Origin of the sequence: Streptomyces sp. NPDC092296, from assembly GCF_044755465.1 — a bacterium.
In the GTDB taxonomy this organism is placed as follows: Bacteria; Actinomycetota; Actinomycetes; order Streptomycetales; family Streptomycetaceae; genus Peterkaempfera.
The window spans coordinates 191,652-206,830 of sequence record NZ_JBIVRB010000010.1 but is presented as its reverse complement, the minus strand read 5'-3'; the positions used below and the strand labels follow the sequence as shown (position 1 = coordinate 206,830).

Genomic DNA, 15,179 nt, shown 5'->3' with positions numbered 1-15,179 from the left:
CTTGGTAGGCCATCACCCCACCAACAAGCTGATAGGCCGCGGGCTCATCCTGCACCGCCGGAGCTTTCCACGCACACCCCATGCGGAGGTACGTCGTATCCGGTATTAGCACCGGTTTCCCGGTGTTGTCCCAGAGTGCAGGGCAGATTGCCCACGTGTTACTCACCCGTTCGCCACTGATCCACCCCGAAGGGCTTCACCGTTCGACTTGCATGTGTTAAGCACGCCGCCAGCGTTCGTCCTGAGCCAGGATCAAACTCTCCGTGAATGTCTCATCCACGAGAGCGGCGCGGCATCCGGCGGAATAGCCGGACCCGCGCACAGCGTCCTCGCTGTCTTACTTCAAAGGAACCTCAACGAGACCCGAAAGAGTCTCGTCGGGGTATCAACATATCTGGCGTTGACTTTTGGCACGCTGTTGAGTTCTCAAGGAACGGACGCTTCCTTCGGAACCCTCTCACAGGCTCCTCCGGGCGCTTCCCTTCGGTTTCACCAGCTTATCAGATCCGCTTGCTGCTTTTCTGACCCCCGCTGGCGGGGAATCGCTTGTCGCGATGTCCACTACGTTAGCGCATTTCCGCGCCAATTCTCACATCGCGTGGGGCGCATACGTGCCCGCAACGATGTCGGAATTGTTTGGTGCAGTGGATTTCGCTCCGGCCGACGCGGGCGGGCTGTGGGCCCTTCCCGTATGCCGTCCGTCTCTGGCGACTCGTTCCACGTTAGTCGGTCCGCAACCGGGCGTCAAACATCGGGGGCACGGATCTGGCTCGATCCGTGCCCCCGATGGTGAAGTGCCTGGTCAGAGCAGGCGAGATCCGGTCAGTCGGCCGGGGTGACCTCCACTGCGGCGAGGTTGCGCTTGCCCCGGCGCAGCAGGAGCCAGCGGCCGTGCAGCAGGTCGGCCGCGGTGGCGGTGGCTTCCTCGTCGGACACCTTGGCGTTGTTGAGGTAGGCGCCGCCCTCCTTGACCGTGCGGCGGGCGGCCGAGCGGCTGGCGGAGAGACCGGTGGCAACCAGCAGGTCGACCACGCCGCCGAGTTCGGAGACCTTGGCGGTGGGGAGCTCGGCGACGGCGGCGGCGAGGGTGGGCGCGTCGAGGTCGGCCAGCTCGCCCTGGCCGAACAGGGCCTTGGAGGCGGCGACCGCGCGCTCCAGCTGCTCGGCGCCGTGCAGCATGGTGGTCAGCTCCTCCGCCAGGGCGCGCTGGGCGGCCCGAGCGGCCGGCTGCTCCTGGGTGAGGCGCTCCAGTTCCTCGATCTCCTCGCGGGAGCGGAAGCTGAAGAACCGCAGGAAGGTGGGGATATCGCGGTCGTCGGCGTTCAGCCAGAACTGGTAGAAGGCGTAGGGCGAGGTCAGCTCGGGGTCGAGCCAGACGGTGCCGGTCTCGGTCTTGCCGAACTTGGTGCCGTCCGCCTTGACGATCAGCGGGGTGGCCAGGGCGTGCACCGACTTGCCCTCGGCCTTGTGGATGAGGTCCACACCGGCCGTGAGGTTGCCCCACTGGTCGCTGCCGCCGGTCTGGAGCGTGCAGCCGTAGCGCCGGTACAGCTCCAGGTAGTCCATGCCCTGGAGCACCTGGTAGCTGAACTCGGTGTAGCTGATGCCCGCGTCGGAGTTGAGCCGGCGGGCCACCGCCTCCTTGGCGATCATCTTGTTGACCCGGAAGTATTTGCCGACGTCGCGCAGCAGCTGGATCGCGGACATCCCCGACGTCCAGTCCAGGTTGTTGACCATCTGGGCGGCGTTCGGCCCGTCGAAGTCGAGGAAGCGCTCGATCTGCCCGCGCAGCCGCTCCACCCAGCCCGCGACGACCTGGGGGTCGTTGAGGGTGCGCTCGGAGGTCGGCTTGGGGTCCCCGATCAGGCCGGTGGCACCGCCGACCAGGCCGAGCGGCCGGTTGCCGGCCAGCTGGAGGCGCTTGACGGTCAGCACCTGCACCAGGTTGCCCAGGTGCAGGCTGGGCGCGGTCGGGTCGAAGCCGCAATAGACCGTGACCGGGCCGTTGGCGAACGCCTTGCGCAGCGCGTCCTCGTCGGTGGAGAGGGCGATCAGGCCCCGCCACCGCAGCTCGTCGACGATGTCCGTCACGGTCTCGTGTCTCCTTCGGTCGGGCGCTCGACCGGATGGTCCGGAGGAGCGGCCGCGGCCCCGGCTCGGGGTGCGGCACTTCCAGCGTCTCCGAGGGTACGGGGTCGGCGCCACCCGGTTTCCATCGGTGCCGGGAGGTTCGGGGCCGGGAGGTCCGGGACCGGATGGGTTCAGCGTGCTCGGCGGCGCGGGACGTGGGCCCGGTACGGGCTGACCGTGGGGTCGCCGTCGATCCAGTACCGCCACGGGGTGGGGGCGCCGTCGCCGGAGACCCCGGTGCGCGGGCCGCTGCGGACCAGGCCGGGCAGCGGCGGGGTGCCGGTCAGCACCCGGAACGGGGAGTCGGCCGGCTCGGCCGGGCAGGCGTCGGCGCCGTCGAGGGTCCGGTCGACGCCCACGGCCAGGGTGAGCCGGGCCGGGCCCTGGGCCAGCTCGCGGTCCTTGCGGGCGGTGGGGCGGCGCTTGCGGGCCAGGTCGGTGCCCGCGACGACCTCCCCGGCCCGCAGCAGCACTCCGGAGGCGGTGCCGACCGGTCCGCAGACCAGGTTCATGCAGTAGTGCATGCCGTAGGTGAAGTAGACGTAGACGTGCCCGGGTTCGCCGAACATCACCGCGTTGCGGGCGGTGCGGCCCCGGAAGGCGTGCGAGCCGGGGTCATTGGGGCCGTCGTACGCCTCGACCTCGGTGAGGCGCAGCTCGACCGGGCCCTCCGGGAGGTCGCAGACCAGCGTCCGGCCGAGGAGGTCGGGGGCGACCTCCAGCACGGGCCGGTCGTAGAAGTCCCGGGGCAGCGGGGTGCGGGTGAAGTCCGTGCTGGGCATGGCTCCCGAGCGTAGCCGAGCGGTCGGACACGCTGGTCCCGGATCGGTGTGACTCTGCCGCCGCGGGCGGCGCGGCTAGGGTGGGCGGGATCGAGATCCTTTTCGAGGAGGTTCCGGACGTGACCCAGGACAAGCGGCGGCCGCTCCCGCACGACTTCCACCCGCCGGTGCCGTCCTTCACGGTGGCCAGCGACGACATCCGGGACGGCGCGACGCTTCCCGAGGCGCAGGTGCTGAGCGGTGGGAACACCTCGCCGCAGCTGCGCTGGGAGGGCTTCCCGGCGGAGACCCGCAGCTTCGCGGTGACCTGCTACGACCCCGACGCGCCGACCGGCAGCGGCTTCTGGCACTGGACGGTGTTCGACATCCCGGCGTCGGTGACCGAGCTGCCGACCGGCGCTGGCAGCGGCGACTTCGCCGGGCTGCCCGAGGGCGCGGTGCAGGTGCGCAACGACTACGGCAGCCGGGACTTCGGCGGGGCGGCGCCGCCGCCCGGTGACGGCCCGCACCGCTACCTGTTCACCGTGTACGCGGTGGACGCCGAGAAGCTGGGCCCGGACGCCGAGGCCACTCCGGCGGTGGTCGGCTTCAACCTGCGCTTCCACACCCTGGCGCGGGCGAATCTGCTCGCCGAGTACGAGGTGAAGTGAGCCGGCCGGCCGCACGCCGGTGACCCGCCGCGGCGCGGTCGGGCGTCCCCTCCCCGGGGGCACCCGGCCGCGCCGTCGGCGTTCCCGGTGCCCCGGTGGGGGTGGAAATTGCGTTGTTGCGCGGCCCGCCGCCGTTCCACAGTGGAGCCCGCGCCGCCGTGCGGCGGGCGTGGCTGGGGAGGTCCGGGATGCGGAACACGCTGGTGCTGAACGCGGGCTACGAGCCGCTGTCCACGGTGTCGTTGCAGCGTGCGGTGGTGCTGGTGCTACAGGACAAGGCCGTGGTGGAGCAGGCGCACCCGGTGCGGGTGATGCGGGGTACGGGGGTGGAACTGCCGGTGCCCCGGGTGATCCGGCTTCGGCGGTACGTCCGGGTGCCGTTCCGACAACGGGCGGCGTGGTCGCGGCGCGGGGTGCTGGCGCGGGACCAGCACCGGTGCGCGTACTGCGGGCGCCGGGCCACCACCGTCGACCACCTGGTGCCCCGGTCGCGGGGCGGGGCGGACAGCTGGCTGAACACCGTGGCCGCCTGCGCCGAGGACAACCAGCGCAAGGCGGACCGGACACCGGAGCAGGCGGGGATGGCCGTGCTGCGGCAGCCGTTCGAGCCGACGCCGGAGGCGTCGCTGATGCTGGCGCTGGGGCTGCGCCGTACCGACGCGGGTGAGTGGGCGGGGTGGCTGCCGCTGTCGGCCTGAGCTGCCACTCGACCGAGCGGGGCCGGGGGCGGGTGGCGGTGGCCACCCGCCCCCGGGCGGTCAGTGTCCGGCCCGGAAGGCGGTGGCGGCCGTGCCGTAGGCGGAGGTGAAGCTCGGCACGGCGACCACCAGGGCGTCGCTGGTCAGCACCCGCCCGGAGGTGAGCACCGAGCCGGTGTCCTTGGGGAAGCCGCCGCCGGCCGACTCGACGCCGTCGGCCAGGGCGAACCGGCTGAGGTGGGCGGGCTGGTCGGTGCGCTCCTCGGTGGCCACCACCAGCGCGTCGCCGTCGATGCCGACCGGCTGCACCTTGCCCTTCTCCCGGGCGGTGACCTTCCACAGCGGCTTGCCGGTGGTCAGGTCGATGGCGATCACCGAGCCGTTGGCGGCCGTGCTGCCGCCGCCGCGCACCACGGCGGTGGCCAGCGCGGTGCTGCTGAAGAAGACGCTGGGGGCGGGGTCCAGCGCGCCGTGGCCGACGTCGAGCCTGCCGCCGTCCTGGGCGACCGGGATCACCGGGCCGGGGTCGCCCTTGTCGTTCCAGGAGCGGATGGTGTCGTCGGCCTCGGTGGCGCCGGTGGTCAGCAGGACGGCGGGTTCGGCGGAGAGTACGGAGACGGTCTTGGGGGTGCCGAGGCCGCGCCACCACTTCAGCCGGCCGCCGGCCGCGTCCAGCGCGACCGCCTGCTCCTTGGGGCTGCTGTCGGCGCAGCTGCTGTGCAGCAGCACCGTGGAGCCGGAGCCGGTGCCGGACAGGGTGCAGAACTTGCCGCGCCCCTTGTTCTCCCACTGCTGCTTGCCGCTCGCCGCGTCGTAGCCGACGGCCCTGGAGTCGCCGACGGCGACCACCCGGCTGTCATTGACCATGACCCGGGCGCTGTAGGCACCCTTGGCGGTGGAGAGGGTCTTGGTCCACTTCTGCTTGCCGGTGGCGGTGTCCACGGCGGAGAGCAGGGTGCAGCTCTTGCCGGCCGCCTTGGGGGCGAACAGTACGGCTCCGATGCCGCTGCCGCCGACGGTGGGTGACATACCGCAGGGGACCGCGCCGGACTGGGGCGGCTGGAGGGTCCACAGCTCCTTGCCGGTCGCGGTGGCGTAGGCGTGGACGCCGGTGCCGTCGGCGCGGACCACGCCGCCGGCCAGCAGCCAGCTGCCGACCAGGGCGTCATCCGCTCCGGCGGCGGCGGGCGCGGCGGACCACGCCTTGGTGTGGTCGACGGCGAACTGGGCGGGGACGGGCGCGGTGGTGCTCTGCTGGGTGTCGGTGCCCGCACCGCCGCCGCCGGTCGCGTAGGCGCCGAGGCCGGCCAGCACGACCAGGGCGCCGCCGCCGACGGCGGCGCGGACCAGCAGGGTGTGCCGGTCGGGGCCGTGGCCGCCGCCGGTGAGGGCGGCGCGGGCGCGGGCGGCGAAGCCGGCGGGCGGGGCGGCGGCCGGGGAAGCGGCCGGGGCGGGCTGGGGGGCGGCGGCGGGCGGCTCGGCGGGCGGGGCGGGGGCGCCGAAGTCGGGGGCCTGCCACTGCTGGGTGGCCGCGGTGTCGGCGGCGGGCTGCTGCTGGTAGGCGTCGTACGGCTGGGTGGGGGCGTACTCCTGGTAGCCCTGGACGTCCCCGGCGTAGGAGGCGGTCCGGGTGCCGTAGGGCGAGGCGGCTTCCTGGCCGTACCCGGCGGCGGGGTCGTAGCCCTGGCCGCCGTAGGCCGCCGGGTCGTACCCCTGGGTGCCGTAGTCGCCGTAGTAGGGCTGGGCGGCCTGGCCGTACTGGTCCTGCCCGTACTGCTGCTGCCCGTACTGGCCGCCGTACTGGCCTTGGTCGTACGGCTGCTGGGTGTACTGCTCGGGCTGGTACTGCTCCTGGCCGTACGGGGGCTCGGCGTATTGCTGCCCGCCGTACTGGTCCGGCTCGTACGACTGCTCCCGCTGCTGCGGGACGGGGTTGCCCCAGACGTCCCGGTCGCTGTCGTACGGCTCGTAGCCGCCGGCCGGGCCGCTGTCGGTGGCGGATGCCTGGCCGGGGTGCCACTGCTGCTGCCCGTAGTCGTACTCCGAGGGCTGCTGCCCGCCGCTGCCGGAAGGTTCCTGAGCCATGAAGTTCCGTCCGTCCCGCCTGGATGATCCGTCGGTCAGCATCTCATGGACGGTAGCGGTGCCCGGCTGCCCTCCGCGCGGGGGTCCGGACCGGGCGTCAGCCCTCGTCTCGGACGGCCCGGTCGATGCGGGCGGCGAGGTCGAAGTCCAGCGTGGTCAGGCCGCCCGCCGAGTGGGTGCTGAGCGCGAAGTGCAGGGTGCGCCAGCGGATGTCGATGTCGGGGTGGTGGTCCATCGCCTCCGCCTGCTCCGCGACGGCGACCACGACCCGGATCGCGGCCGGGAAGTCGGCGGTCTCGGCGGTGCGGCGGATCTCGTCGCCCTCACGGGTCCAGTCGGGCAGGGCGGCGAGGCGCTCGTCGATCTCGGGGTCGGTGAGCCGGGCTGCTGCGGGCACGGGGCTGCTCCGGGGGCTGGTACGGGTGGTTGCGCTTCCGACCCTGGCAGACGGCGGCGCGGCCGTCGAGCGCCATACACCCGAGTGCGCCATACACCCGAGTGGCAGCCGCCCGAGTGGCAGCCGCCCGGGTGGCGGCCGGGGCCGGTCAGTCCAGCAGCAGCTTGACCACGGCGGCGAGGCCGACCACGACGATGATGGCGCGCATGGCGACGGGCGGCAGGCGGCGGCCGACCCGGGCGCCGATCTGCCCGCCGACCACCGAGCCGGCCGCGATCAGCAGCACCGCCGTCCAGTCGAAGGTGGCGACGAAGAGGAAGTAGACCGCCGCGACGCCGTTGACCAGCAGGGCCAGTACGTTCTTCGAGGCGTTGATCCGCTGGAGGTCCTCGTCCAGCAGCATGCCCATCAGGGCCAGCATCAGCACGCCCTGCGCGGCGCCGAAGTAGCCGCCGTAGACGCCGGTGAGGAAGATGCCGACCAGCAGCGGCCAACTGCCGTGCGGGTGCCCGGTACGGCTGTCGCCCCGGGCCCGGCGGGCGGCGACGGCCCTGGCCACCCGGGGCTGGAGCACCACCAGCACCACCGCGAGCAGGATCAGCGCCGGGACGACGGCGGCGAAGGCGCCCTGCGGCAGCACGATCAGCAGCACCGCGCCGACCAGGCCGCCGAGCAGCGCGGCGGCGCCGAGGCGCAGCAGCCGGGGGCGCTGGCCGGCCAGTTCGCGCCGGTAGCCGATGGCGCCGCTGAGCGAGCCGGGGACCAGGCCGAGCGAGTTGGAGACATTGGCGGTGACCGGGGGCACGCCGACGGCGAGCAGCACCGGGAAGGTGAGCAGGGTGCCGGAGCCGACGATGGTGTTGATGGTGCCTGCGCCGATGCCTGCGGCGAGGACCGCCACGGCCTCCCAGGGGGTCATCGCGGTGTCCTTCCGCCGTCGTACGGTCCCGGTGGTCCGCCATCATGCACGAGCGGACGGGGCCCGGGTGGAAGCGGTCGCCATCCGGACGCCGCGGCGGGACGCGACGCGGGCGGGGCGGGGAGCGGTGGTCGCCGCTCTCCGCCCCGCCCGGTCGCGGGGCCCGCTGCTACTCGGGGTCGAGCTGCTACTCGGGGTCGAGCTTGGGGTACTCGCGGGCCGGGTCGACCCGGGGGCGGGCGGCGCCGCTGTCCAGGTCGGCGGGCGGCGTCGGGCCGCCCTGGTAGCCGCCGCCACCGCCCTGGCCGCCGAAGCCGGCGAAGGCGCCGCCGAGGCCCTTGAGGGCGTCACCGATCTCGCTGGGGATGATCCAGAGCTTGTTGGCGTCGCCCTCGGCGAGCTTGGGCAGCGTCTGGAGGTACTGGTAGGCGAGCAGCTTCTGGTCGGGGTTGCCCGCGTGGATGGACTCGAAGACGGTGCGGATGGCGGCCGCCTCGCCGTCGGCGCGCAGCACGGCGGCCTGCGCCTCGCCCTCGGCCGACAGGACCGCCGCCTGCTTCTGGCCCTCGGCGGTGAGGATGGCGGCCTGCTTGGTGCCCTCGGCGGTGAGGATGGCGGCGCGCTTGTCGCGGTCGGCGCGCATCTGCTTCTCCATCGAGTCCTGGATGGAGGTGGGCGGCTCGATGGCCTTGAGCTCCACGCGGTTGACGCGGATGCCCCACTTGCCGGTGGCCTCGTCCAGCACGCCGCGCAGCGCCGCGTTGATCTCCTCGCGGGAGGTCAGGGTGCGCTCCAGGTCCATGCCGCCGATGATGTTGCGCAGCGTGGTGACGGTGAGCTGCTCGATGGCCTGGATGTAGCTGGCGACCTCGTAGGTGGCGGCGCGGGGGTCGGTCACCTGGTAGTAGATGACGGTGTCGATGTTCACCACCAGGTTGTCCTGGGTGATCACCGGCTGCGGCGGGAAGGGCACCACCTGCTCGCGCAGGTCGATGCGGTTGCGGATGGTGTCGATGAACGGCACCACGATGTTGAGTCCGGCGTTGAGCGTGCGGGTGTAGCGGCCGAAGCGCTCCACGATCGCGGCGCTGGCCTGCGGGATGACCTGGATCGTCCTGATCAGTGCGATGAAGGCCAGCACCACCAGGATGATCAGGACGATAAGGACGGGTTCCAACGCGCTCTCCTATACGACGAGGGCGGTCGCGCCCTCGATCTCCACGACGTCCACCTGCTGGCCCGGTTCGTACGCGGTGCCGGGGTTGAGCGACCTGGCGGACCAGATCTCGCCGTTGAGCTTGATCCGGCCGTCCTGGTCGTCGACCCGCTCCTGGACGATGGCGGAGGCGCCCTTCAGCGCCTCGATGCCCATCCGTACGGTCGGCCCGTGCTTGAGGTGGCGGTAGGCGATCGGACGCACCACGACGAGCAGTGCGACCGAGACCGCGATGAACACGATGAACTGGGTCACCACCCCGGCGCCGAGGCCGGCCGCGACCGCGGTGGCGACGGCCCCCACCGCGAACATCCCGAACTCGGGCATCGCTGTGATCACCAGCGGAATACCCAGACCAACGGCGGCCAGTAGCCACCATACCCAGCTGTCCACAGCACCATCCTAGGGAGCATTGGCCGGAGGCGGAACAGTTTCCGCAGGTCGATGGGCAGGAACCGGCCGACCGCGACCCGCCGGTGACAGCCCGCAGATGACGGGGGGTCAGCCGAGCGGCAGCCCCTGGGCGGTCCAGCGGTCGCCCCGGCGCTCCAGGGTGAGCGGCAGGCCGAAGCAGAGCGAGAGGTTGCGGGCGGTGAGCTCGGTGTCGATCGGTCCGGCGGCCAGCACCCGGCCCTGGCGGATCATCAGGACGTGGGTGAAGCCGGGGGCGATCTCCTCGACGTGGTGGGTGACCATCACCATGGAGGGCGCCTGGGGGTCCTGGGCGAGGGCGCCGAGCCGGCGGACCAGGTCCTCGCGGCCGCCGAGGTCGAGGCCGGCGGCGGGCTCGTCCAGCAGCAGCAGCTCCGGGTCGGTCATCAGGGCGCGGGCGATCAGGGTGCGCTTGCGCTCGCCCTCGGAGAGGGTGCCGAAGCGGCGGGTGCTGAAGTCGGCCATGCCCAGGCGGTCCAGCAGGGCCAGCGCGCGGAACTCGTCGGTGGTCTCGTACTGCTCGCGCCAGTGGGCGGTCATGCCGTACGCGGCAGTCAGCACCGTCTCCAGGACGGTCTGGCGGCGCGGCAGCTTGTCGAGCATGGAGGCGCCGGCCATGCCGATCCGGGGGCGCAGCTCGAAGACGTCGACGGAGCCGAGCTTCTCACCGAGGATCTGCACGCTGCCGGTGCTCGGGAAGAGATAGCTGGAGGCGACCTGGAGGAGGGTGGTCTTGCCCGCCCCGTTGGGGCCGACGATCACCCATCGCTCCCCCTCGGCCACCGTCCAGGACACCTGCTCCACCAGAGCGCGGCCGTCGCGGACCACGGATACGTCCACCAGCTCAAGAACGTCGCTCATCCGTACGCCTTCCCCAATGATGATTCGGCCTTCCCCGCGCGGACCCGGGGGGCGGCTCCGGAGGGGTACGGTCCACTCGTGTCGACATCGCGTGCCCCGGGACGGGCTGCCGCCCCGTGCCGGTGGGCGGGGGTCGGCCGCGCGCGCCGCGCGGAGCACGGACCCAACCTACGCCACGCGGATGACCAGGTTGTCCGTAGGCTGGTCGGATGCTCGACACTCCGACCGGAAACCCGCACTCCGAGGACCCGCACGGGGAGACCCGCGCCGGGCGGCTGACCGCCTGGGGCAACGCCCTGCTGTCCGGCTGCGCGCCGCCGGACGACGTCGCGTCGGCCGTGGTGGGGCGGGACGAGGCGCATCGGGTCACCGGGCTGCCCGGTGACGGTCTGGAGGAGCGGCACGGGCTGACCTGGGCGCTCGGGCGGCTGCGCACGCTGGGTGTGACGGGCCTGCGGCTGGCGCTGCCGGTGCCGGGGCATCCGCTGGGGCTGACCGGTCCGGCCGAGTTCAACGACCGGGCGATGGCGGCCGGGCAGGCGGTGCTCACCGCCGGCGGTCCGGCGCTGGGTCTGGTGCCGGAGGTCGAGGAGTTCGGGCCGCCCGGTGACCGGTCGGCGACGGTGCTGTGGCGCTGCTCGCCCGTACGGGAGGCACCGCCGGCCGATGTGCCGTCGCTGGGCGAGGCGGAGCGGGAGCTGGCGGAGGGGATGCGCGAGGCGACGGCGGTGCTGGCCCGGCTGGACGTGGGCGGCGCCGGGCCGGAGGCGCTGCGGGCGCTGGAGGCGTACCGCAGGCGCGGCCACCGGGAGCTGCTGGCCCCCGGCTATCCGCAGCGCGCGGTGCGGGTGCTGGAGTCGGCGCAGCGGATCTCGGCGCTGCTGGCCATCGCGTCGGGCGGGCGGGGGGCTGCGGTCAGCGCGTCGGAGATGGCGGCCCGAGCTGCGGCGCTGCGGCCGCTGGAGCGTACGGCCCGGCGGGCGCAGGTGGCGGCGTACAACGCGGCGGTGGACGAGCGGGCGGCCGAGGGCGGGTACTGACGGCGGGCGGGGTCTGATGGCGGGCGGGGTCAGCCGCAGACGGACGGGAGCCATTCCGCGGGGGGTACGGCGGCGCGGACCTGTTCCAGCTGGGTGAGCAGCGGGTCCAGCTGCTGGGCGCCGGCCAGGTACTCCAGCACGGCGTGCTGGAAGGCGTCGCGCATGGCCGGGGGCATGGCGTCGGAGGCGTCGTAGCACCGGGTGCCGGGGCCGCGCAGGGTGGCGGCGACCAGGTCGGTGACCGGGTCGTCCTGGTAGACGCTCGGGGGTACGTCCCGGTTGACGGACAGCGGCCGGGCGGCCGGGGCGGTGCGCTCGGCCCAGGCCTGCTGGGCGGCACCGGAGGCGAGGTAGGCCATCAGTCTGCGGGCTTCGGGGGTGTCGCGGAACATCCCGGCCAGGTCGCCGGAGACCTCATGGGCGCCGGTGGTCCGGTCGGCGCCCGGGATGAGGCCGGCGCCCGGGATGAGGCCGGCAGAAGGCACGAAGCCGGCCCGGGTGGCGGGGCCGCCGCGCTGCCTGGGGTAGAGGCTGCGGATGAAGGACGCCTGGTGCTCCAGCGCGCAGCTCGGCTTCCGGGTGAACATGCCCTGGTGGGCGTCCTGGTAGGCGGTGCCGAGCAGGTGGGCGGGGCTGCTGCCGGTCAGCATGGTGCGCCAGGTCTGCCAGGCGTGCCGCATCCGGGCGGTCCGCCAGCTGCCCGGGGTGCCGGTGGCCCATGCCTGGTAGGTGTCCCGGCCGGCCTGCTGGAGCAGGATGTCCTCGATCCAGTCGGTGCCGGGCCAGCCGGAGGTGGCGCCGCCGCCCAGGCCGACGCACCACTGGCCGCCCTTCGCGGCGAGCGCGGCGAGGGCGGGCAGCTGGTCGGCGGGCTGCCCGGGGAAGCGCTGGGTGTCGTACCAGACCAGGCTCTTCAGGTCGGCCTTGACGGGCACCCAGTACAGGTCGCGGTGGCCGCCGACGTCCAGCCGGGTCATCCAGGGGTCGCCGTAGGCGCGCTGCTGCGCCGGGCCGATCACCTGGCCCAGCGGCCGCAGATAGCCCTGGACCGCGTACTCGGCCAGCTCGCCGGGGCCGGGGAGCACCGCGATATCGGGGGCGGTGCCGGCCTGGACCTCGGCGAGCAGCACCTCGCGCTCGGCGGTGGTGCCCTGGTAGTCGACGCCGATGCCGGTGTCGGCGGTGAAGGCGGCCAGGACGCCGCGGAACGCCTGCTCCTCGTCGCCGGTCCAGGAGGCGAGGACGCTCACCCGGCCGGGTGCCGAGCGGGCGTGCAGGGCGACGGCGAGGGCGGCGGCCAGGGTGAGGCAGAGGCCGAGGACGACCAGGGTGACGGGCCGGGGGCGGTTCATCGGCGGAACCGGTACTCGGCGATGCGGGGTTGCAGTCCGCGTACGGCCAGGGCGCCGATCAGCAGTCCGGCCACGGGTATCCAGCCGATCAGGGCGCCTCGCCAGCGGGTGCCGCTCATGTCCTCGCCCACCTTCTCCGCGGTGTCCCGGATCTTCTGGCCCGCCCGGACGGCGGCGGTGTGCCCGGTGCCGGGCCGCTGCTGCTGGTCGACGACAGCGGTCAGGTGCTGCTCGCAGCGCTCCATGCCGCCGTGGGTCTGCGCCGAGAACACGGCGAGCGGCAGCAGGGCGAGCAGCAGCACGCAGGCGCCCGCCAGCCAGGGGTTGAACCGGCGCCGGAAGCGGCGCCGAAGATAGCGCTGGGTGTCGACCAGCAGCCAGGCCAGCGCCAGGAGCAGCGCCAGCGCGACGGACCAGCAGAGCCACTGCCAGGCGCCGAAGGAGACCTGCCGGCGCAGCACCTGGCGCTGCTCGGCCTGGAGCGCGGTGAGTCGGGCCAGTACGCCGCCGTCGTCGCGCAGCATGCTGCCGGCGTACGCCAGGTACGCGTCGCGCAGCACCGGCTGGTCCTGCCAGCGGTCGGCCTGCTCGATCCAGCCGGTGTAGGCGGTCACCAGGCCGGCCACCGTCTGCAGGGTCTGCCGGCCGGAGTCGCCCGCGACATGGCTCTCGGCGGCGCGGGCCAGGCTCTGGTTGGCCGCCGAGATCTGGGTGCGGTACTCCTCGCCGGTGCCGGCCAGTCCGGCGCGGTCGGAGGTCAGGCTGCTGTCGGCCGCACTGTCGGCCAGCTCCAGGGCGGTCTGCGCGGCCGCTACGTCGAGCATCGCGGGGGCGGTGGCGGTGCGCAGCGCGCCGGACGGGCTGTGGACGCCGGCGTACGCGGTGAGCAGGGCCAGCACTCCGGCGCAGGTGAGGGCGAGCAGGGCGGCGAGGCGGCGGACCAGGGAGCGGCGGGTGCTGCTCGTCTCGGATTCCCTACTCATCTCGGGTTCCCGTCTCCGGTGTCCCCGTCTCCGGTGTCCCCGCCTCGGGGGTCCCCGCCTCGGGGGTCCCCGTCCATGGGGCGGCCGCAGTCCGGGCAGAAGCGGGCGCCGGGCGGGGCCGGGGCGGCGCAGCGGGGGCAGATGCGGTCTGGGCAGTTGCGGTCTGGACAGTTGCGGTCTGGACAGTTGTGGTCGGGGCATTTGTGGTTTGGGCCGGGCGGTTCGGAGGGGGCGGCCTGCGGTAGGCCGTCGTCGGACATCCGGGTGGAGCGGCTGCTGAGCAGCAGCAGCCGGCCGAAGTGGCGTTCGTCGTACCGCTGCCTGAGCCGGGCCGGGCCGGCGGCCGGGTCGGTGGAGCGCAGCAGGTGGGCCAGGAGTTCCAGCATCGCCCGGTCGTCCAGCAGGTGGGCCAGGCGCAGCACCCGGTCGAGGGCGGCTTCGGCGGCGGGCAGGTCGCGCGTCTGGTGGGCCTGGTAGGCGGCGGCTGCGGCGCGGCCGAGTTCGCCGTAGTCGCCGAAGTGGCTGACCACCGGGTTGAGGCCGGTGGAGGGCTGGTGGCCGTCGGTCCAGTGGACGAGGACCGGGACCGGGGCGGGGAGGGGCAGCGGGTCGGCGGCGGCCAGTTCGGCCACGGCGATCTGGAGGTCCTCGCCCCGGGGGCGGTGGGTGGGGTCGGCGGCCAGGCAGACCTGGTACTGGCGGATCTCGTTGCCCCAGGCGCGGGTGGTGAACTCGGTGCTGCGGTCGTCCACCGGCCGGCCGTCGGCGGTGAGGTCGAGCTCGGCGGGGAAGACCTGCTTGAGGTAGCGGACGGTGGTGCCGGGCAGCCGGGTGAGGCGGATGCGCAGCTCGGGGAGGGCGCGGGCGGTGGCGATGCGCATGGCGGCGGTGAAGTCGGCGGTCAGGTCGGCGTCGCGCAGGACGACGTCGGCGGTGCCGTGCAGCCGGGTGGCGATCCGGTGCAGCTCCTGGGCGTCCCAGCCGTCGCCGATGCCCCGGGCGTCGCAGGTGAAGTGGCCCTCGCAGGCGTCGAGCACCTGGGCCAGCCGGCCGGGGCTCTCGGTCTCGTTCTTGCCGTCGGTGAGCAGCAGCACGTGCCGCAGCGCGGCGGGCCGCTGGTCGAGCAGCTCGCGGGCCAGGGTGAGCCAGCTGCCGATGGCGGTGCCGCCGCCGGGGTTGAGCCGGCGGACGCGGGTGATCGCCTCGGCGCGGGTGTCGGGTCCGGCCACCGCGAGGGCGTCGGTGGTCGGGTGGGCGGTGGGCGGGTGGGCGGTGGTCGGGTAGCCGGTGGGTGGGTAGACGGTGCGGGCGCGGTCGGTGCCCTCCACGACGGCGAAGCGGGTGCCGTCGCGCAGCAGGCCGATGGCGGCGGTGGTGGCCTCGCGGGCCGCCTCGATCTTGGAGCGGGGCCAGCCCATGGAGCCGGAGCAGTCCACGACGAGGACTTCGGCGGCGGCCTCGGGGGCGGCGCGCAGGCCGCCGGTGGTGACGGTGAGGACGGCCTGCACCTCGCCGCTGCCGGGTCCGGCGGGGAGGTACTTGTCCTGGCTGATGGTCAGGGTGACGGTCGGGCCGCCGGGTTCGCGGCCGTCCGCTGCGCTCATCGGCTTCCCCTCGGGTCTGGGTCTGGGTCT

14 protein-coding genes and 1 rRNA gene are annotated in these 15,179 nt (G+C 73.7%); 3 read left to right on the top strand and 12 right to left on the bottom strand.

Going from position 1 to position 15,179, the window contains the following annotated elements:
* The 3 genes from ACIQGZ_RS21595 to ACIQGZ_RS21585 form a co-directional block, all read right to left on the bottom strand.
* Positions 1 to 268: ribosomal RNA gene (locus tag ACIQGZ_RS21595) — 16S ribosomal RNA — on the bottom strand; the annotation flags it as partial.
* A gap of 554 nt (positions 269 to 822) precedes the next feature.
* The gene (gene tyrS, locus ACIQGZ_RS21590; protein WP_402604026.1) at positions 823 to 2,091 is read right to left on the bottom strand and encodes a tyrosine--tRNA ligase; all 1,269 of its coding nucleotides are present in this window, start codon (positions 2,089 to 2,091) and stop codon (positions 823 to 825) included.
* 170 nt (positions 2,092 to 2,261) lie between these two features.
* Complete coding sequence (locus ACIQGZ_RS21585; protein ID WP_402604023.1) at positions 2,262 to 2,912, bottom strand: DNA-3-methyladenine glycosylase; 651 nt, start codon at positions 2,910 to 2,912, stop codon at positions 2,262 to 2,264.
* A 119-nt stretch (positions 2,913 to 3,031) separates the two neighbouring features.
* Here ACIQGZ_RS21585 and ACIQGZ_RS21580 point away from each other — a divergent pair, with 119 nt between their 5' ends.
* Positions 3,032 to 3,562 carry a YbhB/YbcL family Raf kinase inhibitor-like protein gene (locus tag ACIQGZ_RS21580; RefSeq protein ID WP_402604021.1) on the top strand — a complete coding sequence of 177 codons (531 nt, stop codon included), beginning with the start codon at positions 3,032 to 3,034 and terminating at the stop codon, positions 3,560 to 3,562.
* A 188-nt stretch (positions 3,563 to 3,750) separates the two neighbouring features.
* Entirely contained in the window at positions 3,751 to 4,260 is a 510-nt protein-coding gene (locus tag ACIQGZ_RS21575; RefSeq protein ID WP_402604019.1) for an HNH endonuclease, read from the top strand.
* A gap of 60 nt (positions 4,261 to 4,320) precedes the next feature.
* Here ACIQGZ_RS21575 and ACIQGZ_RS21570 read toward each other — a convergent pair whose 3' ends face one another.
* The 6 genes from ACIQGZ_RS21570 to ACIQGZ_RS21545 all read right to left on the bottom strand — a co-directional run bounded on the left by ACIQGZ_RS21570 (position 4,321) and on the right by ACIQGZ_RS21545 (position 10,170).
* Entirely contained in the window at positions 4,321 to 6,345 is a 2,025-nt protein-coding gene (locus ACIQGZ_RS21570) for a PQQ-binding-like beta-propeller repeat protein (protein WP_402604017.1), read from the bottom strand.
* Between the two features lie 97 nt (positions 6,346 to 6,442).
* Entirely contained in the window at positions 6,443 to 6,742 is a 300-nt protein-coding gene (locus ACIQGZ_RS21565) for a 4a-hydroxytetrahydrobiopterin dehydratase (RefSeq protein ID WP_402604015.1), read from the bottom strand.
* 148 nt (positions 6,743 to 6,890) lie between these two features.
* Positions 6,891 to 7,661 carry a sulfite exporter TauE/SafE family protein gene (locus tag ACIQGZ_RS21560; protein ID WP_402604012.1) on the bottom strand — a complete coding sequence of 257 codons (771 nt, stop codon included), beginning with the start codon at positions 7,659 to 7,661 and terminating at the stop codon, positions 6,891 to 6,893.
* A gap of 187 nt (positions 7,662 to 7,848) precedes the next feature.
* Complete coding sequence (locus ACIQGZ_RS21555) at positions 7,849 to 8,838, bottom strand: SPFH domain-containing protein (protein WP_402604011.1); 990 nt, start codon at positions 8,836 to 8,838, stop codon at positions 7,849 to 7,851.
* Between the two features lie 9 nt (positions 8,839 to 8,847).
* Entirely contained in the window at positions 8,848 to 9,270 is a 423-nt protein-coding gene (locus ACIQGZ_RS21550) for an NfeD family protein (protein ID WP_402604009.1), read from the bottom strand.
* 108 nt (positions 9,271 to 9,378) lie between these two features.
* Positions 9,379 to 10,170, bottom strand: a complete 792-nt coding sequence (locus ACIQGZ_RS21545; protein ID WP_402604006.1) for an ABC transporter ATP-binding protein — start codon at positions 10,168 to 10,170, stop codon at positions 9,379 to 9,381.
* A 209-nt stretch (positions 10,171 to 10,379) separates the two neighbouring features.
* Between ACIQGZ_RS21545 and ACIQGZ_RS21540 the strand changes: the two genes are divergently transcribed.
* On the top strand, positions 10,380 to 11,210 hold the full coding sequence (locus ACIQGZ_RS21540) for a hypothetical protein (protein ID WP_402604004.1): 831 nt from the start codon (positions 10,380 to 10,382) through the stop codon (positions 11,208 to 11,210).
* Positions 11,211 to 11,239: 29 nt separating this feature from the next.
* On the opposite strand, the gene ACIQGZ_RS21535 is transcribed toward ACIQGZ_RS21540, so the two are convergent.
* The 3 genes from ACIQGZ_RS21535 to ACIQGZ_RS21525 are packed head-to-tail and all read right to left on the bottom strand — an operon-like array spanning position 11,240 to position 15,149.
* Positions 11,240 to 12,562, bottom strand: coding sequence for an extracellular solute-binding protein (locus ACIQGZ_RS21535; protein ID WP_402604002.1), 1,323 nt, complete (start codon positions 12,560 to 12,562; stop codon positions 11,240 to 11,242).
* Positions 12,559 to 13,545, bottom strand: a complete 987-nt coding sequence (locus tag ACIQGZ_RS21530) for a hypothetical protein (protein WP_402603999.1) — start codon at positions 13,543 to 13,545, stop codon at positions 12,559 to 12,561. The genes ACIQGZ_RS21535 and ACIQGZ_RS21530 overlap by 4 nt, the downstream gene beginning before the upstream one ends.
* Complete coding sequence (locus tag ACIQGZ_RS21525) at positions 13,542 to 15,149, bottom strand: VWA domain-containing protein (protein WP_402603997.1); 1,608 nt, start codon at positions 15,147 to 15,149, stop codon at positions 13,542 to 13,544. Before ACIQGZ_RS21525 ends, ACIQGZ_RS21530 begins: the two co-directional genes overlap by 4 nt.
* Between the last annotated feature and the right edge of the window lie 30 nt (positions 15,150 to 15,179).